This is a genomic window from Adhaeretor mobilis (assembly GCF_007741515.1).
Lineage (GTDB): Bacteria > Planctomycetota > Planctomycetia > Pirellulales > Lacipirellulaceae > Adhaeretor > Adhaeretor mobilis.
In genome coordinates this window covers 1,375,695-1,395,408 of the sequence record NZ_CP036263.1, presented here as the reverse complement: position 1 = coordinate 1,395,408, position 19,714 = coordinate 1,375,695, and the positions used below count along the sequence as shown (strand labels likewise).

Here is a 19,714-nt window from a genome sequence, read left to right as displayed (position 1 = left end):
GCACGCATACGATTCGTAAGCTAAGTATCAACAGAGGAAAGCCGCGCCCAAGCGTCAAAATGCCGCGGGGTGGGCCTGTTCGTACTCAAGCTGGACTACTGCCGTGCTGATCCCCATCGGCGACAATATCGATCGCAAATCGTTCCCGATTCTTCCGGGCGTTTTGCTGTTTGCAAATCTGGCAGTGTTCATCTATCAGATGCGCATCTTTTTCGAGAATCCTACGACCCTGCGTCCGACGATGGACTTTGTGGAAACTTGGGGGCTCGTGCCAACCGACCTCGCTGGCGGCCACTTCAATGGACTGTTCACGCACATGTTCCTACATGGCGGCTTCTCTCACATCATCGGCAACATGCTCGTGCTGTGGGCGTTTTCCTGCTCGCTTGAAAACGGCCTAGGCACAGCCACACTCGCACTTTTTTACATCATGTGGGGACTCGCCGCGGGGCTACTGCATGCCGCTATGGAATGGGGCAGCGACATGCCACTCATCGGGGCCAGTGGTGCGATTGCTGGACTCATGGGCGCGTACACCGTGCTCTATGGCGCAGACGCGAAAATCAAAACGGTTTTCTTTTTCTTCTTCAAGTTTTGGGTCGTCCCCGTGCCCGCCTTCCTTTACGGCGGTGCTTGGTTCTACCTGCAGTTGTATAACTCTTTGCAGGACGATGGTGGCGGCATCGCCTGGTACGCTCACATTGGCGGTTTTGCCGCCGGCGCGATTACGGCGCTCCTCGTGCGAAACCAGCTCGACATTAAGCTGGTGAAAGATCGCGACGGCACGCTCTGTTTCAAGGACACCACTGAAGACGACAAGCCGAGGGTTCTCGTCCAAGGAGACCGTTACGAAATCGCCGAGCACGACGTAGCTGGCGACGGCAGCACGCTGCCTGAAGATTGCCCCTACTGTACGACAAGCCTCGGCGAGCACGAGCGCATCACCCCTGGAGTGGCTCGTTGCTCAAATCCTGAATGCGGACGCTTTGTGTACGCCGGTGCGGTGTTGGTTTAGCGTGTGCCGTAGGGAAACGACCTACTGTTGCAACTGCCTTAGATATTAGGCAGGATGTTGTCTCGCTACACGCATAGCCAGATCCCAAGCGACTGTTCGAGCCGTCGGGCGTTCTCACCTAGGGTCGCACCGAGTGCAAGTGCCGCGAAGTCATTCGACTTTAATGTGCATCACCAGAGGTCCTAGTTCACCACCTGCAATTGCATGAGAACACTCGGAGCAGAATTCGCCCGGCCTCAGCAGCTCTTATAAACGGGCATCCAAAGTCGGCTGGGAATGGGAAAGACTCCAACTAACTTCTCACTTGGAATCCGAAATACAGTACAGCGACTGGTTGCTGCGAAGGTAGAGTCTGTTATTTGACACTGCGGGTGAGGCGTTAAAGTCGGTCTCGTCGTCGGCAATGACGTTACGCGTGACGGGCTCGAATGTGTCGCCAGGCGTGTACACGATCGTGCCACTGTGACGTGTGACGACGTAAATATGGTTGCCGATTAAGACAGGTGACGCATAGACGGGACGACCACTTGCTAAATCGCCTACGCGTTTGCGATAGACGACTTCACCATCTGTGGCAGACGTACAGTGAGCGATTCCACGATCATCGATCCAGTAGAAGCGATCGTTGTGTAGCAGCGGAGTGGCGACATAGGAACTTGAGCGGTTGGTCCAATTGACATGGGAATCAGCCACGTCGCCCTTCCCGCCCGCTGTGACTGAGATACTGCCGGAGGCCCGGTAACCGCCAAAGCTGTAGACCGTCTCACCCTCGACAATGACTGACGGGCAAACATTGCCGGCCATCGGCGAGTGGCAATACCATTTAAGCTTGCCGGTCGTGGGATACAGCGACCAGATTTCACTAGGTACGCTGATGACCAGTTCTGATTCGCCTTCATCAAGATTCACAAGGCGGGGAGTGCCGTAGGTGAGTTCCAGCATTGCCGCTTCCTGTCGCCAAAGGTCCTCTCCGGTGGCCTTATTCAGAGCGATGATCGATTGCGATTCTTCAGAAGCATTCACAATCAGGCTATCCTTATACAGGATCAGGCTTGCGGCCGATCCCCACTCTCGATTGCTTGATTCCTTGCCGACGTCGACGCTCCAGTTCTTCTTCCCGTCGAGTGTGATCGAGTGGACACCACCTTTGCCAAGAAAGACGTAAACGCTTTCGCCATCGCTCACGGGCGTATTACTGGCATACCCATGTTCAGTGAGATAGCCTGAATAGTGGTCTTCGGAATAGTCGATTGGGAAATCGACGAACCACAGCTGCTCGCCTGAATTCTTATCAAAGCACAATACCTGGCGTTTGGCTTCCGTCTCGCCAGCGACATAGCAAGTCACAACCAGCTTGTCGCCGACAATGATTGGGCTCGACGAACCGGTCCCAGGCAGCTCGACCTTCCAGTTAAGGTTCTTCGACTCGCCCCAAGTGGTGGGAACGACATCCGCTGATTTTGCTGATCCCCCCGGGCCCAGAAACTCCCGCCAGTCTCCGGCGAGTAGTTGGGCATTCATGCTCAATAGACAAACGAACGCGATGAGGTAGCGATGCATTGAGATTTGTTTCCGTGAAAGGATTAGAAATGAGGATCGCATGGACACTTCCGCGACACCTACGGCTGGTGCCCTGCAAGTATCCTTAACGTTGCCGCGCGATGTTGATCAAGTTGCGACGACAACGATGAGGGGGTACCGCGAATAACTTGCGACGCTTCTCGGTTAACTTGCAATCCTTCGACTAAGTCGAACCATGGGGACCCCATGCCTCGCAGAGGTCGCTCACTAGTGGACAAAAGCAGTTCCTCGAGCATTGCATCGGAACGATCAAGCTCGCTACTGGCTTGCTCGATGTCTCCGTTGCGAAAGTGGGCCAAGGCGAGTGGGGCGTGAATAAGGTACTTTGCGGGCCAGTGAGGATCGTGTTCAGCGGTCAACAGAAAGTCGATCGCGGCATCAGACTCTCCTGCACGGAGATGCACCATCCCTGAAATGTATTCGCAAACACAAGGCGGAGTAGTGTCGGGCTGTATGAACCGACCGAACGGATCATGCATGGGAGGTGGAGCAGGCCTTCCATGTAGTTCTCCACCGCGATCGTGCCTTCTCGGCGGTGGGCCGGGCGGTTCCGGCCCTCCAGTAAACCTCGGCACAGCCAGCCAGTCCAGAGCAATCGCAATGAACGGCTTGAAGTCCTCGGGCGACTGTGCATCGTCGCGTACCGCCAAATCACGCAACAGCATCCATTGTGGATTCGATGGGTCTCGTAAAATTTGTTCGCGGCGCTGCTCTGAAATCCGATGGAGTGCATCGTCGTGGCCTGTGTAGAGAAATAACACGGGAACTCCCCACCACTGCGGCTGAGAAGTCGCGGCACCGCTTTCGATTGCCTTCGCATAGTCTGTGGCTGCTTCGGGCCAGAGACCCAATCGTGTAAAAAGCTGTGCCCTTTGGACGCGCGGCAAGTAGAAACTTGGCTGGATCGAGACAGCAGCATCGTAGTCTCGCGAAGCGTCCGCCCAACGTCCGGCATCCGCATGCACTTGACCATTAACGATTAGTTCATTGGCTTTGACTTGGTCCTCCGCGAACTGTTCAACCTTTGCTTTGGCCGCAATGGCCTCGGCTTTCGCTTGAGTCGCCTCTTGCAGTGCAAGGTCCTTAGCGTTCCGCTCATCGATTGCATTGGTCATCTGCCAAAGACTGGTGGCGGTTCCTACAATCATGGTTACACCTACAAGTGCGGCGGTAAGAAAAGCCACACGGTGACGCCGAGCAAATTTCTGGAGTCGATAGAAGGTGGTCGGAGGGCGAGCTTTCACGGGCTCGCCGTCGAGATAGCGCTGAATATCCTCTGCAAGTGAGACCGCAGAGTCGTAGCGGCGAGAGCGGTCCTTATCGAGCGACTTCATCACGATCCAGTCAAGGTCGCCCTGCAACGTGGAGGCAAGTTCGCGAGGAGCGACGTGCCGCTGATCCGCAGTCGTGCAAAGTTTGTTGTCGAGGGTGGACTGTGCCGCATGGGATAACCGTGTACTAGGGCGGGGAGGTTCCTCTTCCCGAATGATTCTCCGTAGTTCGTCCAAACCGGCCGAGTCCAATCGCTTGCGATCGAAGGGTGTCTCTCCGACAAGCAATTCGTACAAGATCACACCGAGCGAAAAAATGTCGCTACGCGTATCGACGTCCAAGCCGCTCATCTCGGCCTGCTCGGGACTCATGTACAAGGGCGTACCGATCATCGAGAAAAAGCGAGTGTAGATCGTTTTGTCGGTCAGCTTTTCGCCGAGCGCCTTGGCGACGCCGAAGTCAATTACTTTGGCGAGCGGCTTACCATCGTGGAGAGTCACCATCACGTTGGATGGCTTCAAGTCGCGATGGATAATTCCTTTTTGATGAGCGTGGTGAACCGCCGAGCAGACATCGATCATCAGTTCCAGTCGCTCGTGGATGTTTAGGCGCTGCTGATCACAAAACTCGGTGATCGGCAGCCCACGGACCAATTCCATCGCAAAGTAGGGCCCCCCCTCAGTAGTGACACCCGCATCAAACACCTGAGCGATGTTCGGATGGTTCATCATTGCGACGGCCTGGCGCTCAGCCTCGAACCGTGCGATCACCTCCTTCGACCCCAAGCCGGGCTTGACGATTTTCAAAGCCACCCGGCGTCGCACAGGGTGCCCTTGTTCGGCGACGAAGACAAGACCAAAACCGCCTTCGCCGATCAGTTCCCTCAACCTGTAGGGACCGACCTGCATGCCAATGTGATCAATCGGTTCGCCTAGACCAACTAAAGGCGAGGACAAGCGAGTGCGGTCAGCTCCAATCGGATGATCCAACAGAGCAGCCGGTTCGTCGTGGGCAGCGAGTAGCGTTTCTACCGAGCCACGCAAACCTTCGTCATCGCCGCACGCAGAATCCAAATAGGCCAAGCGATCATCGAGGTTTTCCTCCTCGATCGCATGTAGGAAAATGGTACGTTCGGTTGGATTGGGCATCATCGTATTCTACTCGATATGGGATTAAGCAAGCATTTTTGAACACGGAGGGCTCTGTCGAGTTGTGACTCAGAGTGATGTTGGAGCACTCGTCCAGCACGCACCCAAGTCAGACGTTACCTTCGCGGAGGACGTTCTCCGCGAGGTGGGGGCGGAGGTGGGGGTCCGCCGCGCCGATCTTCTCGACGTGGCATCCGCTGGTACGTTTCAGTACGCAACTTGCCGCCCGGTTCCTTGTAAGTGAACTTCCAAGTATCAGATTTGACTTGCGAATAGGTCACCGTGCCATCCTGCCCCCGCAGACGGTAGGTAAGCGCGGATTGCCCTTCGGTTGATTTGAAATCGGTGATCGTTGCTCCTCGCAACGGTTCCAAGGCCGGACGCAATGGTGCATCTTGCGGCTGCGGCTCAATCTGGTCTCCTCGAATCGTAACGACTCCCCGCATTCCTCCGTTGATGTACGGATACGTTTTCGTCGCGTGATAGTGATACCTATCCTCTTCGTCAAACTGTCCGTTGAATTCATCCAGTTTGCCCACGGGCGAGCCGTCTGCTTCGGTGAGGCCATAGATGGGAAAGCCATCCAGTGCGAAGGCGATAGGATTTCCTTTGCCGACGATCTCCTGCAAGTGCAGTGGAGCGATGTGATAGTGGTAATCGTCGCCTCTTCCACAGTGGCCGCCCCACTCATCCAACTCGCCAGCAAGGTACGCATCCTCGCCTCGGTTGTTCAGTGGGTTAAAGATCGGAACGCCGTTGACAGCCAGCGCAATCGCCCCTCGGTAGAGGCGATTCTTGGCTGATACTGGCTTGTCAGCCAGCTTCGGTTCGAGGGGAATCTGCCATGCGTTGCCGCCGGTATAGGGCTGCGGCAGTGGGACTTGTTGTTGCCACGCTTTGATTCCCACCATCATGTTGTGGTCCGGCAACCCGCTTGTTTCCACGAACAGCGTGTTGGCGTCCCACCGCACCTTGACGTTCTTAAACTGCTGAAAATGACGAGCAATATCGAGCTTGTCTTTCATGTCTGCCTCTTGCTTGGTGCCTATTGGCACGAAAATCTGTCGCGTCTTGTCGGAGTCTGGCCGCTCGACCGGCTCTGATTGCTGGTGATCGCCATCGGGATGCTCGTGCCACTGGTGTGCTGACGCGGAAAGTGGCACCAAAACCAAAAGGACCGTGAATACTCTCAACAGTGAAGCGAATTTCATAGTTGTAGTCCCGCCGCGGATCATTTTGACTGGAGGATGGGAAACGTTTTGGGCGTACTCCCGTCGGGCGGAGAATCGACACGCACTCGAAACAGAACGGTATTGTCGAGTTCGAGATTGTCGGCCCAAATGAACTTCGCTCCTTTAAAATCATGTTGATAAAAGGGGCCCTTTGGTCGCACCGTCCGCTCGTCAAATTCCTTGGCCGCCTGCCACGAAGTATCATCGAAGTCGGGGGCCGTCCAGTTTTTGGGAACCTCCTCGTGAACGACACGAGGGTTGCTGGTGTCTCCGTCAATCGGGCCACGAGACACCGACTTTGCCTTCCAATGCTTGCTGGTCACCGTGCCATCGCCTAGCTTCAGGATGAAGCCGCCGTCGCCAATCTGTGTATTGTTGTATTCCATCCCGGTCTTGAAATCCGCATTGTCTTTCGCCATCACGGCGATCGTCATGGGGTATTCAGGAAAAACGTCTACCGAAATCACGTTGTGCGGCATGAATGCAATCGAGTCGACGGCAATCAGTTCGCCGTTGATGTACAGCGAGAACCAGTTGTCAGCATAAACGTTCAGTCGCTTCGTGTCTTCGATTTCCGGTTTCTCGCCTCCACCCGGACTGGGTGGACGTCGATCATCTCGCTGCTGTCCCGTACCTGGACTGGCTAGGCAGACAACGATGGCGGCAGTGGCGCAAAGTGCAAACGCGATGGCAAGCTTTCGATTCGTTCTGTTCAAATTGATCACCTCAAGGGTTGCGGTGGGATTGTCGCCTCGTCACACAATCAGAACGTCAAAACCGTTTTCGATTCCTATCAGGCTCAGGCTGTGCCCCATAGTTCGTCGAGCACAACGTCATGGGGATTGGCTGATTGCCCTTTGCCGACACTGCGACGGTCAGACCGTGCAAGATCATTGACTTCTACTGATATGGTAGCTTCCGTGTTGTCTGTTGCGGCGTCACTCCAGCGCGAACGATCAACACGCGGAATCGTAAAATCTAGCCGAGACATGAGGATATCGACGCTGATAATTCGCTGGTCCGGTTGATGTTGGAACGTGGATTCTTGCTGTCGAGCAAGGTAACCACCAGTTGTTGTGTTGTCGCTCGCCTCCAGCGCTGGCCGGTGCAACATGGAGCCGGCAAAAGCAAGGGAATTGAAATTCGCGCTGTGGCGATTTGATGGCAAGCTAGGCGTATCTTGGCCGGTACTCTCTGCGGTGATCGAGTCGAGTGCGGCTGGTGCCGCAATGCTTGACGAGCTGAGTGCGGGGTCGGACATGCTGCTGACTGCACTGAGGCCGATTTCGGTTACGTCCGGTTGGACAGTACCAATTGCTAATGCTCCCGCCGATGCGGCACCAGAATAGTTTCGCTGCCAATTCAGGAAATCGTTGCCGTCCACGTCACCATCGCTGTCCGAATCACCTTCATCCAGTTGGGCTCCCGCTGACGTGCCAAAACCACCTTCCCAAATGACGCGGTCAGCACCGTCCACGTCTCCGTCGGAGTCGAAGTCACCGGCCGCCGTATTGGCCTCGCCGGGGGTGGGGATCGACATGAAAACCCAAGACTCGCTCCCATCCGGAGATCGGCCGTACGAAGTGTCGGTCGTTTGGGCACCGAATTCGATCGAATCGATCAACGTCGTGCCATCGATGTGATACAACCCAATTGCTTCGCCACCGGCGGAGAGCTTGAACGAAGTGTGTGTCTCTCCTTCGTTCGTGTCATCGTCGGCCCAGATGAGAAGGTACCCGCCCGCGGCGATTGTCGTTCCGTCGGCGAACTGCCACTGAGTTGAATCGGTTAGGTCGTCGGTCAAGTACATTCCACCGAGGTCGACCGGTTCTGTCCCCGGGTTGTACAGTTCGAGCCAGTCGTCGTAGGAACCCGCGTCGTCTGGATCTTCAATCGTCGCCTCATTGTCGGCCATGAACTCGTTGATATACAGCACGACTGGATCGATGGTCACAACGCTTGCAAGGTTTTCGGAACCGAAGGTTGGTTGATCGGTCGTTTCAAAGTCGCCGCCACCGTCCGGCACTCGGGCCCAGGAGGTGTCTTCGGCCATCGCGTCGTAAGTCGTGCTGTCGATCACGGACGAGCCATCGGTCAAGAGCAGCGTTCCGCCAGCAGTGCTCAGCGAGAAGCTCGCATGGCTGCTTCCCTCGCCGGTCTCTCCGTCGACCCAAAGTGTCAGGAACTCGCCGTCGTCGAGATCGCCCGACGGGAGAGCCCACTTCGTCAAATCCCCGGCGTCGTCGGTCACATACAGATTGGAAAGGTCCAGGAGGCCGGGACCGAAATTGTAGATTTCGACCCACGGGTCGAAGTCGCCCGATTCATCCTGCGCTGTTGCGACGTTGACAGACATCAGTTCGTTGAGAACAAGATCGGATGTCGAGGCGTAGCTATCAAGTTCCGCGCTGAGATAGTTCGACCTGTCTGCGATGAAAGACGTCAGTCCGTAGATGGTGCGCATGCCATCGGAAATATTACTGTCGAGGTTCGTCTCGAACTGTGTTGAGGTGTATTGACTGTACGGATCCGCATAAACATCGGCCCGAATGAGGTTGGCCAGCTCGTTGATTCGAGTTGACGCGCTCGTCACGTCGAACCCTTCGCGGAGCATCTCGGCAAGATCGCGCAAGTAGTCTTCGCTGTACTCCTCGACCTCCCACAAGTTCTCCATCAGCGGACGCTCCTTCGGTTCGGTTTGGCCGGGAGGGCCCATCGCCACAGGAGTCCAGAAGGGCTCGAGCTCGGTCATGTCTTGGAAGCGGTCTGTGAACTGCGCAAATGTACCGAACGATTCATTCACGTCCCACAAGACATGCGTGAATTGGCCGGTGTCGTCTCGATCGTAAAGGTAATAGTTGTGAGCGGACCCGAAGTAGGAATCCAAGTTAGCAAAGAGGTTGTTGATCGCCATGCCCGCCAGTGCGTCGTCGACGTCTAGTAATGGTTCGATCAACCCTTCCAAGTCAGCCGCTGGCGTGTTGTTAAGAACGTCAATGAACTCGACCAATTCCGTATAGTCGTTGGCCGTCTCGTTGGTTTTCAGTTGGTAGTAGTCGTAGTAGGGCTCGGGCTCGGTACCCAAATAGGTCAAATCGGAACCGAAGTCGGCCTGCGGATCATTGGCGTCGTCGGACGCCGCTCCCTTATACAGGTTACCGTCTTCGTCGCTTCCAAACCGGCTTTGCACAAATGTTTTGTCGATCTGTTCGACTGCCGTGTACAAACCCCACAGTTCGCCGTTGATGTACACGTTGGTATGCACGGCACGGCTGACGCCTTCGACAAAATTGGACGCGTAGTCATAAAACAACTTCTCGCGTAGTTGCGTGGGATCATTGAAGTTGTTGTTGAGGTTCAGTTTCTTCAGGCCAAAGAAGGTCAGCTCGTCGTTGTCTTCGTCGAACTCATCAAAATCAATCTTCAGGGACTTCTTCAGGTCGGAGCCCTCGAAGGAAGAGTTGCCTTTGAAGCGAACGCCGACGTTTTCAATCACCACGCCGTCAGCCGAAAAGTCGGCTGCAAAGTAAGGGTCGTCGGCGTCGTTGGCATGGGATGCTTCGAGAACGTCAAACCAATCTTCGTTGTCGAACGTTAGGTAGAGATCGTGGACGTAGCTGTCGTCAAAGAACGCACTCGCCTCATCGCCCACGTCTGATGCAGTCCAGGATGCCGCATCAAGCATCTGCCGATCTTCGAGCGACTCGATCCTCAGCTGTCGGCCAGCGAACTTACTTCCGCGTTTTGGTCCCGAATTCCCAAATGCTTGCGAAATGATTTGCCTAATCTTGGCGCTGAAATACTGAGTCACTGTCGCCTCGAAGGTATAGATTTTGGGCTGGATTGCACTTTCGTGGTGCTTACCCAGGGCTCGTTTTTAATGCCTATGATTGCCTGAACGGCGTCCTAGCAATTCCGCACTTAATTAGTGCAACTCTCGGCCATTCCGGTCATTCCGGTCATTGTGGACGCTCTGGCCGTTGTGGTCGATCACCGGCAGCTCGCCCGCCCTGCGGGCCTTCACCGTGACCCGGTCCGTGCTGTGGTCGAGCGTTCTGAAGTTGCTCTTGTTGTTCGTCGGTAAGTATCGCAGCGAGTCGCTTGTCGACGTCGGCCTGCAGAGCCGCGAGCTGTCGCGTTTGTTTCTCGTCCAAGTTCAGCGTTTCGGCAATCATTTCAGGAAGCACCTGGCCCGTCTGTGGTGGGGGACCACGATGGCCGCCTTCGCCATGCTCGGGTCGCGGGCGGTCTACGCCGTCTTCCCCTCGGGGTAGTTGGCCTCCACGACCACGCCGTTCACCGCGAGCCTGTCCCCCTTGTTGAGACGGTGGACCGCCACGACCTCGCCGTTCTCCGCTTTGCATCGCGGTCGTCAACTCCGCTCTGGTCACGCTCCCATTACCGTCAGCGTCTGCCTGCTGGAAGAGCTCCATAATCATCTCCGTCGGCGGACCACCCCGCATTCCGCCCTGTTGCCCACCGGGAGGGCCACCGCGACCGGGAGGCTGTGCAAACAGGAGACCAGGTACAGCAATCACTACTGAAAAGGTGACATATTGGATGCTACGACGGAACATGTTGCTTCTCCGCGAATTTGGTACATTGTTGAGTGGCAAGCGTTTTCGCCCGACAAGGTACAATGCGCCATTGGTGACTGAATCGGGCCTCAAATATTCCACCTTATTTTGCCAATACCCGGTTTGTTGCGACAGTGCGTGGCGACGAGGGCAATGAGGCCGACCATCAATACCGCGCTGCTCGGTTCGGGAACGACACTTACCAGGAAAACATTCTGCTGAAGGTCGCCGATTGCCAGGAGGCCGCCGCTGTTAGCGACGATGATGTCATGAAGACTGTCGGTTACGCTAATGCCATAAAGAGACTCAATGAGCGCTAAATCCTCATCGTTCTCGTACCAGAAGCGGTCGCCGTCGCGTAGCCGGCTAAATTGATCAACCCACATGGCGTGGGAGAGTTCGCCCATGCTCACCCCTTCGAGATGCTCCTCGGCGAAGACTCCTACGAAGGCATCCACATTGTCGACATCGCCATAAATCGCTTTGAGTCGACCGGCAAGCGATTGAACCTGCGGAATCTCGGTAAAGTCCTCGTCACCTGGATCGAAGCTAAATTCAATGACCGCGGGGTCGTCAATATCAACGGTCAGGCTTTCGGTGGATTCCCCTGTAATCTCCATAAAGCTCGTGACGCGATCCAGGCCGAATGCTTCTCGCATGTCGTTATAGCTTGCCACGCCGTGGTCACGACCGCGCTGAATGTCGATAGCACCAAGGTCGATGACGCCATCGAAATAGGCGACCGAGTCCGGGCCATCGAGAGCGGTGGGGTCGTAGTCCGGGTTGGGAATACCGAAGAGAAGGCTGCGTAGTTGATTATCGATGAGGTGGTCGTTATTGTACTGTGCTTCAGCGCTAAGGGCCGTAAGCGTGGATTCAATTCCGAAAGTCTCAACCAATTCAGGATTGAAATATCCCCGATTAAGTGGAACAGCGATCCCGACCTCGTCTCCGTTCACCTCGACATTGAGACCGTAGGCTTGAAACTCATCGAGCTGTGCCTGAGTATAGCGGTCGGACTCCACTTCAAACTCGATCTCACCGTGGATCATGCTATGCGCGCGGTAAGCAACGGTGGCAAACTCGTTGGAGATCGACGAATTCACCGTTGGGTCGTAGCCTTGATACGCGTCCAATTCGACGCCGAGCGAAGGTAAGAACTCTTCCGTGGTAATCGCCTGCTGACTGGCGCCGACCACTTTACGCGCGATTTGGAACTTCTGTTCCTCGGTGAGCGCATAGGGAGAAAGCTCATCGACGATCCGATTGTGTTCGCGGACGAAGAGAGTTTGAAGACTAGTTAGCGCGATGTTTTCGTTGGCCCGGACATCGCCTGCAATTCGACGACTGTCGGGGTCGCTGGTTAAGAGTCCCTCGACATCCATAACAGGAGCTGTGGAGGCGTCACCACGTGTCGAGGCTGTGGGTAGGTACTCCTGGCCATCGATTGTGCGAGTGAGTAGTCGAGCGCTATTGTTTGTCACATCGCCATCGATAGATCCTTCACGAAGCCATTCGAGACGCTCCTCGGTCCCGCCGTAGACAGCCCAGCCATCGATGTAGGAACTGACGGTGTTGACCTGTTCGCGCGGATTGGTGACGTCCGTCCCTGTGCCTGTGGAAGCTGCAACTCGGGAGAAAGGGATGGCCCCGAAACTATTGTTAAACGTTTCGAGCGGATCAGTACTGTCAAACGCGATGGGCGAGTTGCCAAGGCCGGATGTCGGTAGCGATGGATCGACGCCGCCTTTGAGGCCGATCGTGTGGTCAATAAACTGTCCCCATGCCCATCCCATCTGAGTCACTCCCTGCTCGTCAAAAATGTTGACGAAATCATCTTGGAAGACCCGATTGCTGATGTAACGTGCGTTCGGCAGGTCACTATCGGTGAGCATAGCGCCGACCCCATCGGCGTACCAAGTGTTGGCCTGACGCAGATAGTCGGTGTCGGCCTGTCCTTGGGTTGAGTCTGTCAGGTTGTTACCCGAGCCATCGAGGCTTCGGGTGTCTAGCATTACTTGGGCATCAGCGACTCCGCTGAGGATAGAAAAAATGGCGATCGCCATTACGGTGAATCGTTGGAGATACATCTTATTGCCTATCTGTTCCGTTGTCCTTGATCTGCCTTATCACAAGTACGATTTGTGACAGGGTGAGCAAAATAATTTGAGGTTCACTAGAAGGTCGCATGAGCGCCGGGTCCGGCGAAAGGTCTGGGAAGTCGCGACGGGACCGCACCGGTCAGTGATCGGGCCGTGGAGGCGGTCCGTTTCCACCGCGACGATTGCCGGGTCCTCCGCCAGGACCACCTGGGCCCCTCCGACGTTGGGTGGGTGTTCCGCGCCACATCCGCGGGATCGCTGGGTGAGAACTGGTGATGTAGTAGTGATAGGTGCCTTCGGGAAACTCGGGGGTTGCGCCGAAACGGCCGTTGCACTCGTCAAGGTCGCCGGAGTCTTCGACGTATTCCCAGTCTTGATCGAAGGTGCCATCGAACTTACCGCCGGGTCCTTCTGGGGAAGCGGGACGCTGGCCGGTTTTCAGGCGGTAACTAGGTTTGACTTCGACCAGTTCTGAGCCCAGATCGTTGGGATCGGCGTAGCCGAGAGGGCCGTAGATCGGGAATCCGTCCAACGCCCAACCGAGCTGGATCATCTTGTGAGCGTGTGAATGGCCCGCATCGGGTGTTTCTTCATGGGAGTGCTGGCCGAGTGCTTCGAGCAGTCCGGTGGGGATGCCGTGGTAGTGGTACTTGCCGGTGGGTTGGACATGCGCGTGGTTACGATCGATGCCAAAGGGCACGCCGCCGCCAAGTGCTTCGTAGTTCCAGCCTGCGTCGGGTCCGCCCGGGCCACCTCCACCCGGTGGGCCGCGGCGCTCGCCACGTTCACCTGGCGGGCCGAGAGGTGGTCCACGCCTTCCTTGCCCAGGTCCGCCTTGTCCAGGCCCACGCTGTCCAGGCCCTCCAGGAGGGCCATGCCGTCGACCATCGGCAGACCAGAACTCGCCGGTGCCGGCGTCGAAGATCACACCGTTGAGCGCGATGCCAAACTCCGGCCGGGCCATGGTTGGCCTGTCGGCGACCTTCGGATGCAAGGGCACGCGGTATTCGTGCTTCTGCGCACGCAGTGCGTTGGGATTGCCTTTGTTAGGAAACTGGCCGATTTCGTGATCGGGCAGGCCGTTAGCGCGGATGACCCGGTACTCCCCCTCGGTGGTGATACTGACAGTGGGATCTGGGAGGTCGACGACTTTCATTGGACCGCGACGTTGGTCCTGCAACTCGGGTCCGCCGCCACCGGACTGGCCGCAAGCGGACAGTGCCGCCATAGCAGTGGATAACCCGGCCACGAGATAAATGCTGAATCCGCAGAAGCGTTTCATGTTTTATTTGTCCAGTTTTGGTGGAGGAAAGGGGAGAAGGAGGTGCTTCAAAAACCAAGTAGTTAAACAATTGAAACGCCGGTAGCGGACACTTTTCAACCGATCCTACCCCCGACACGTTACAATGCGCCTTTGCCTTGTGAGGGGGGCCGCACTTTCTTGGTATTTTATGGTTGAGACGTCTTCCAAAGTGAAGGAACTCAAAAACAGGTGAGGTATGAATCGCGATATCACCCGAATTCTCTCCGCCATCGAGCAGGGCGACCAAGCAGCGGCGAGCGAACTGCTGCCGCTGGTGTACGAAGAGTTGCGCCGATTGGCAGCAAGTCGCATGAAGCAAGAGCGCTCTGGGCAAACTCTCCAGCCAACCGCCTTAGTGCACGAGGCTTTCCTCCGTCTTGTCGGAGAGGACGCCAAGCAGTGGGACGGACGCGGGCACTTTTTCGCGGCTGCTGCTGAAGCGATGCGGCGGATTCTCATCGAGAACGCACGTCGCAAGGGCCGCATCAAACGGGGCGGCGAACTTAATCGCCAGGACCTCGACGACAATGACCTAGCGGTCAGTCCTGAAAATGTCGACGACCTGCTAGCGCTGGACGAGGCACTCACGAAGCTTGCTGAGGAAGACGCCGACTTGGCAAAGCTCGTCGAACTGCGTTACTTCACTGGACTGACGATCGAAGAAACTGCCCAGGTACTCGAAGTCTCACCACGCACCACCAAACGTAACTGGGCTTACGCGCGTGCTTGGCTTCAGCGGGAGATGAGTCGCTAGCTCCAAAGGGCTTTGCTCGCAACGTGGCTGATCACCCCGCGAAAGGTGGGGGGATTTCACAAGTGAAGACACCAAAGCAGAGCTCCCGAAATAGTCAATGCGCCGTTGCCCAACTAAGGGTGACACACTTTCTCAGAATTTTCTGCGAAAGAATGGAATTGCTGAAAATGCCGAGAAAAACAGGGCCTTTTGTCAAAACAGGGGCAAGAGTTGGGCAGGCCTAGATCGACAACATGGATGTCACCCTCCCCCAGTTGGTCTAGTGAAACAGATCCGAGCCACTGAAACACCTACTACGAAGCAAGAGACGGAACCATGACTATCACAAGCTCGAGTACATCCTATACGAGCCAATCCTCCTCCGCACAATCGCGTCCGCAAGGGCCGCCACCTCAGCAAGGCAAGCAGCAGCTCTCCAACGCCTTGCAATCGATCAGTGTCGACGAATCGACAACTACCGATGTGTTGTCACAGATTGATGAGGCGATCTCGGCATTAGAATCCGAGTCGTCTTCTGGCAGTGCCAGTCGCGAGTCCGTCCAGTCGGCCATCGATAATGTGCTGGAGGCTAATGGCATCGACACGGCGGAAGTCGGTAAGGCCATTCAGGCTAGCGGCACAGGACGCTCTGGTGGGCCTTCTGGTGCAGGACGCCCCAACGGGCCGCCTCCACCTCCGAAAGAGGAAGAAGAATCGAGCACGTTAGAGTCAGCACTACTCTCAGCTGGTGTGGATGAGTCTTCGACCGATGAACTTGTCAGTCAGATCCTTGAAAGCCTCCAGGAACTAAACTCCGACGAAAGCAGCGATGCTACCTCTGACGATTTTCAATCCCTCTTGAGTAGCATCCTGGAAGAGAACGGCGCTAGTCCTCAGGCGTTTGAGCAAGTGCTGGCCAGCAGATTTGATGCTGTTGGATTGTTTGTAGATCGACTGGCGTGAGCCAACGAGTGGCCCCGGGGCGCGGTGTTCAAAAGGTTTTCCGCCGAAGTATTTGCAGTGGGTAAAGGCTGAAGTATCAGTGAGCAACGGTTGCATCGCAGGGAGAATCGACTGCGATTGTCGAATCCCTGTATTCCGCATGCACGGCCAAACGTTGAACACTCCGACTGAGGGATAGCGTTCCGCGAAGTGGGTGCGGGCCAGATTCCCGCCATCGGAACCGTGAATCTAAGCTTAGGCGCCGATTTCGGTCTGCTGTCTGCACCATGCCCATGACCTCAAGCTCAAACCGCCCCCCGCACAACAACTCTCGGCAAGCACGAGCGCATCACCCCTGGAGTGGCTCGTTGCTCAAATCCTGAATGCGGGCGCTTTGTGTACGCCGGTGCGGTGTTGGTTTAGCGTGTGTCGTAGGGAATGTCCTTCGTGGCAACTGTCCTAAGTACCAAACAGATTGTAGTCGGCAAGCTATTCGGTTATGCTTGTGGGCATACGCTCTTGCACTGTTCTCGAGAACCGACCTACTGAACAACCCACACCTTGAATCCCCTTTCCAGCATTATTGGCAAGTGGGTTCGAGGTGCGGGTTTTTCTATGCCTCAATCAGATTCCTACACTTTCGTTTTCAAGCCCTGGGCCAGCAGGTATCAGATGCCAATATACTTTCGACTTTCTTTCCTGATTGTCTTGACACTCCAAATCTGCACTACTGCCACGACTGCCGGTAAACTGCGGAGTGTGGCGCAGATCGGCCAACAAGCGCCAGGGGCACCAAGCAGTACGTTCTTTAGTTCCTTCAATACTCCGGTTATAGACAACCACGGGAGAGTAGCGTTTCGAGCTTTTGTTGGTGGTCCAGGAGTAGGAACAACAGTCCAAGGAATCTGGCTAGGGCAATCGACACAGGACTCAGACCTGATAGTTCTCGCAGGAGAGCAGGCTTCAGGCGTTCCCGACGGAGTAACCTATGGGCCCGGGATCAGATCGCCTACTCTAAGTGGTGATGGAGAAATTGCCTTTTCCGCAAGCTTAACAAGCAACGTTCAAGGCTTCTCAGGTGTTCGTGGGCTGTGGCGGAGAGACGGCGACTCGAACAATAGGCTTGTTGCTGGAATTGGACTTCCAGCCCAGCAAACCAACAACAACGAGGTCTTCCGCTATTTTGACTCGTCGGTCCCCGTTGCCGGAGGTCGGGTCGCCTTTATCGGGACCACTGAAGGGCCCAACGTAACCGACGAAAATGATATGGGGATATGGCGAGAACAATCGCAAGGGCTATCGCTTGTGATACGTGAAGGCGCACAGTTGGCTGGCGCGCCGGTCGGAGTGACGCCGGGAGACTTCCGTGATTTATCAATCAATAAGGCTGGAAACGTCGCTTTTCACGGTTTCTTAACTGGTTCTGGTGTAGACACATCGAGTCACTTCGGTGTGTGGCTCGAGGGCAATCAAGGTATCGAGCTTGTTGCACGCAGCGGCGAGCAAGCTCCAGGAGCATCACTCGGCGTTAGCTTTCTAGGCTTTGATTCCACAGTTCTTAACAGTGCTGGGGAAGTTGCCTTTCAGAGCTTCGTGGGAAGGTTCCCTGGTAACAGTAGTGCTACTGGTATTTGGGTAAGCGATGGTAGACGCTTATCGTTGGTTGCACTCGAAGGATCGCAGGCCGCTGGTGCCAACCCGGGCCTCATCTATTCGTCTGTGGGCGACCCATTGCTGAATGACTCAAGGCAAGTTGCATTCGCGGGAGTCACCCAAGGGACTGGCGTTAACCCGACGAATGATGAATTTCTGTGGAGTGGTTCAGACGGCGATTTGGTAGTGGTGGCCCGTGAGGGCGGTCAAGCTCCTGGCGTTGATCTGGGAGTAGCTTTTGCGGGCGGTTTTACTGCGATCTCTTTAAACGCGCTTGGTCAAACAGCATTCACAAGTCAACTAACGGGCCCCGGCGTTGACGATACCAATGACATGGGTATTTGGGCTGAGAATCTCGCCGGCGAATTGAAACTTATCGCTCGCGAGGGAGACCAAGTCGACATTAGTGACGACCCAACGACGGAGCAACTTCGGACAATCCGCAGTCTAAGTTTAGCGTCACAAACAGATATCCAAACAGAACCAAGCACGGGCTTGAACGACCGCGGGGAAATAGCCTTTCTAGCCACTTTCATCGATGGCACGGGACAGGGCGTATTCATCAGCAGCGTCGTCGCCGTGCCCGAGCCATCAGGTGCCACATTGCTACTGATCGCAATTGCCGTCAGCTCGCCGCTTCTTCGGCGGGGCAATCTAGCTTCGTACCGCTGAGAAGCTGAAGGAACTGCGACCTTCGGTGGCATCGCCGTCTGGGCTGCGGGCTGTTCTCTCTTCAGGCGTCAGAAATCCGCGTTCCCTGGCGTCCTGGGGAACGGGATCACGTCGCGGATGTTCGACATGCCGGTCACGAACTGCACCATTCGTTCTAGGCCCAAACCAAAGCCTGAGTGCGGCACCGTTCCATAGCGTCGCAGGTCGATGTACCACCAGTATTCTTCCGGGTCGAGCGATTGCTCAGCCATGCGAGCTTCGAGAACTTCTAGGCGTTCTTCACGCTGGCTACCGCCGATAATCTCGCCCACGCGAGGCACCAGCACGTCCATCGCCCGTACTGTGCGACGCCCCTGCTCGTCTTCATCGTTGACGCGCATGTAGAAGGGTTTGATGGTGGCCGGATAGTCGTACAGAATTACCGGCGATTTGAAATGCTGCTCAGTTAGATAGCGCTCATGCTCGGCCTGCAGGTCGACGCCCCACTTCACCGGGAATTCAAACTTAGCGTCAGCGTTTTCCAGTAGCTCGATTGCTGTGGTGTAGGTCACGCGCTCGAAAGGTTTGTCTGCCACGTTGGCTAGGGACTCGTGAACTGTGTCGTCGATGCGGTCCTGGAAGAACTGGAGATCCTCTTCGCAGTCTTGCCGCACATCTGCCACGACTCGCTTAAGGAATGCCTCAGCCAGGTCCATATTGTCGGTCAGCTCGCAGAAAGCCATTTCAGGCTCAACCATCCAGAACTCGGCCAAGTGACGCGACGTGTTGGAGTTCTCCGCTCGGAAGGTGGGGCCGAAGGTATAAATCTTCCCCAAAGCCGTAGCGTAGATCTCGCCCTCAAGCTGCCCGGAGACGGTAAGATAGCTGGGCCGATCGAAAAAGTCCTGCGTGTAGTCGATCTCGCCCTTATCATCCTTGGGCGGCATGGCTGGATCGATGGTGGTCACGCGGAACATCTCGCCGGCGCCTTCGCAATCGCTGGCCGTGATGATGGGCGTGTGCGTGTAGAGAAAGTCACGTTCTTGGAAGAAGTCGTGAATCGAACGACCGATGCGATTCCGAACTCGCATGACGGCGCCAAAGGTATTCGTGCGGGGCCGCAGGTGGGCCCACTCACGCAGCTTTTCCATCGAGTGTCGCTTCTTCTGTAGCGGGTAACTCTCTGGATCGGCCCAGCCGTGTACGATCAGTTCCTTGGCGAGCATCTCGGTCGCCTGTCCGCGCCCGCCAGACTCTTTCACTTCGCCGCGAACGCTAATGCTGCAACCCGCCGAAAGCCGCTTCACGTCGGACTCATAATTCGGCAGGTCTGCATCCACGATGATCTGGATATTCGAGAGGCAACTGCCGTCGTTGATCTCTAGGAAGCTAAAGCCGCCCTTGGAATCACGCCGCGTGCGCACCCAACCTTGCAGTGTCGCCTGCTGGCCGATGGCCTCGGCCTGACGGGCTTGTTTGACGGAGAGTTTGTCGGAGGATGTCAT

13 protein-coding genes are annotated in these 19,714 nt (G+C 56.0%); 4 read left to right on the top strand and 9 right to left on the bottom strand.

The window, feature by feature from the left end; all coding sequences use genetic code 11:
- The first annotated feature begins 103 nt into the window (after positions 1-103).
- Complete coding sequence (locus HG15A2_RS05470) at positions 104-1,015, top strand: rhomboid family intramembrane serine protease (protein ID WP_145058600.1); 912 nt, start codon at positions 104-106, stop codon at positions 1,013-1,015.
- Positions 1,016-1,315: 300 nt separating this feature from the next.
- Here HG15A2_RS05470 and HG15A2_RS05465 read toward each other — a convergent pair whose 3' ends face one another.
- The 8 genes from HG15A2_RS05465 to HG15A2_RS05430 all read right to left on the bottom strand — a co-directional run bounded on the left by HG15A2_RS05465 (position 1,316) and on the right by HG15A2_RS05430 (position 14,209).
- Positions 1,316-2,575 (bottom strand): outer membrane protein assembly factor BamB family protein, encoded by a 1,260-nt coding sequence (locus tag HG15A2_RS05465; RefSeq protein WP_145058599.1) that lies wholly within the window; start codon positions 2,573-2,575, stop codon positions 1,316-1,318.
- A 59-nt stretch (positions 2,576-2,634) separates the two neighbouring features.
- Positions 2,635-5,019 (bottom strand): serine/threonine protein kinase, encoded by a 2,385-nt coding sequence (locus tag HG15A2_RS05460; protein ID WP_246117890.1) that lies wholly within the window; start codon positions 5,017-5,019, stop codon positions 2,635-2,637.
- 113 nt (positions 5,020-5,132) lie between these two features.
- Entirely contained in the window at positions 5,133-6,227 is a 1,095-nt protein-coding gene (locus HG15A2_RS05455) for a YHYH protein (RefSeq protein WP_145058597.1), read from the bottom strand.
- A 20-nt stretch (positions 6,228-6,247) separates the two neighbouring features.
- Complete coding sequence (locus HG15A2_RS05450; RefSeq protein ID WP_218932341.1) at positions 6,248-6,964, bottom strand: hypothetical protein; 717 nt, start codon at positions 6,962-6,964, stop codon at positions 6,248-6,250.
- Positions 6,965-7,047: 83 nt separating this feature from the next.
- The gene (locus HG15A2_RS05445) at positions 7,048-10,059 is read right to left on the bottom strand and encodes a CotH kinase family protein (protein WP_145058595.1); all 3,012 of its coding nucleotides are present in this window, start codon (positions 10,057-10,059) and stop codon (positions 7,048-7,050) included.
- 148 nt (positions 10,060-10,207) lie between these two features.
- A complete protein-coding gene (locus HG15A2_RS05440; RefSeq protein WP_145058593.1) occupies positions 10,208-10,825 on the bottom strand; it encodes an EF-hand domain-containing protein in 618 nt (205 codons plus the stop codon).
- A gap of 89 nt (positions 10,826-10,914) precedes the next feature.
- Positions 10,915-12,915 carry a peroxidase family protein gene (locus HG15A2_RS05435; protein WP_145058591.1) on the bottom strand — a complete coding sequence of 667 codons (2,001 nt, stop codon included), beginning with the start codon at positions 12,913-12,915 and terminating at the stop codon, positions 10,915-10,917.
- A 151-nt stretch (positions 12,916-13,066) separates the two neighbouring features.
- The gene (locus tag HG15A2_RS05430) at positions 13,067-14,209 is read right to left on the bottom strand and encodes a YHYH protein (RefSeq protein WP_218932340.1); all 1,143 of its coding nucleotides are present in this window, start codon (positions 14,207-14,209) and stop codon (positions 13,067-13,069) included.
- A 217-nt stretch (positions 14,210-14,426) separates the two neighbouring features.
- On the opposite strand from HG15A2_RS05430, the gene HG15A2_RS05425 reads away from it, so the two are divergent.
- The 3 genes from HG15A2_RS05425 (at position 14,427) to HG15A2_RS05415 (ending at position 18,230) form a co-directional block, all read left to right on the top strand.
- Positions 14,427-14,984 carry an ECF-type sigma factor gene (locus HG15A2_RS05425; protein ID WP_145058589.1) on the top strand — a complete coding sequence of 186 codons (558 nt, stop codon included), beginning with the start codon at positions 14,427-14,429 and terminating at the stop codon, positions 14,982-14,984.
- A 315-nt stretch (positions 14,985-15,299) separates the two neighbouring features.
- Positions 15,300-15,926 carry a hypothetical protein gene (locus HG15A2_RS05420; protein WP_145058587.1) on the top strand — a complete coding sequence of 209 codons (627 nt, stop codon included), beginning with the start codon at positions 15,300-15,302 and terminating at the stop codon, positions 15,924-15,926.
- A gap of 687 nt (positions 15,927-16,613) precedes the next feature.
- A complete protein-coding gene (locus HG15A2_RS05415; RefSeq protein WP_218932339.1) occupies positions 16,614-18,230 on the top strand; it encodes a DUF7453 family protein in 1,617 nt (538 codons plus the stop codon).
- Positions 18,231-18,298: 68 nt separating this feature from the next.
- Here HG15A2_RS05415 and asnS read toward each other — a convergent pair whose 3' ends face one another.
- Positions 18,299-19,714: an asparagine--tRNA ligase gene (gene asnS, locus HG15A2_RS05410; RefSeq protein WP_145058583.1), complete on the bottom strand. Its 1,416-nt coding sequence runs from the start codon at positions 19,712-19,714 to the stop codon at positions 18,299-18,301.

Bases quoted from the DNA above. Each gene is read 5' to 3' on its own strand.
- HG15A2_RS05460 (WP_246117890.1), bottom strand. From the start codon at position 5,019: ATGATGCCCAATCCAACCGAACGTACCATTTTCCTACATGCGATCGAG.
- HG15A2_RS05435 (WP_145058591.1), bottom strand. From the start codon at position 12,915: ATGTATCTCCAACGATTCACCGTAATGGCGATCGCCATTTTTTCTATC.
- HG15A2_RS05425 (WP_145058589.1), top strand. From the start codon at position 14,427: ATGAATCGCGATATCACCCGAATTCTCTCCGCCATCGAGCAGGGCGAC.
- HG15A2_RS05440 (WP_145058593.1), bottom strand. From the start codon at position 10,825: ATGTTCCGTCGTAGCATCCAATATGTCACCTTTTCAGTAGTGATTGCT.
- asnS (WP_145058583.1), bottom strand. From the start codon at position 19,714: ATGACATCCTCCGACAAACTCTCCGTCAAACAAGCCCGTCAGGCCGAG.
- HG15A2_RS05430 (WP_218932340.1), bottom strand. From the start codon at position 14,209: ATGAAACGCTTCTGCGGATTCAGCATTTATCTCGTGGCCGGGTTATCC.
- HG15A2_RS05465 (WP_145058599.1), bottom strand. From the start codon at position 2,575: ATGCATCGCTACCTCATCGCGTTCGTTTGTCTATTGAGCATGAATGCC.
- HG15A2_RS05420 (WP_145058587.1), top strand. From the start codon at position 15,300: ATGACTATCACAAGCTCGAGTACATCCTATACGAGCCAATCCTCCTCC.
- HG15A2_RS05455 (WP_145058597.1), bottom strand. From the start codon at position 6,227: ATGAAATTCGCTTCACTGTTGAGAGTATTCACGGTCCTTTTGGTTTTG.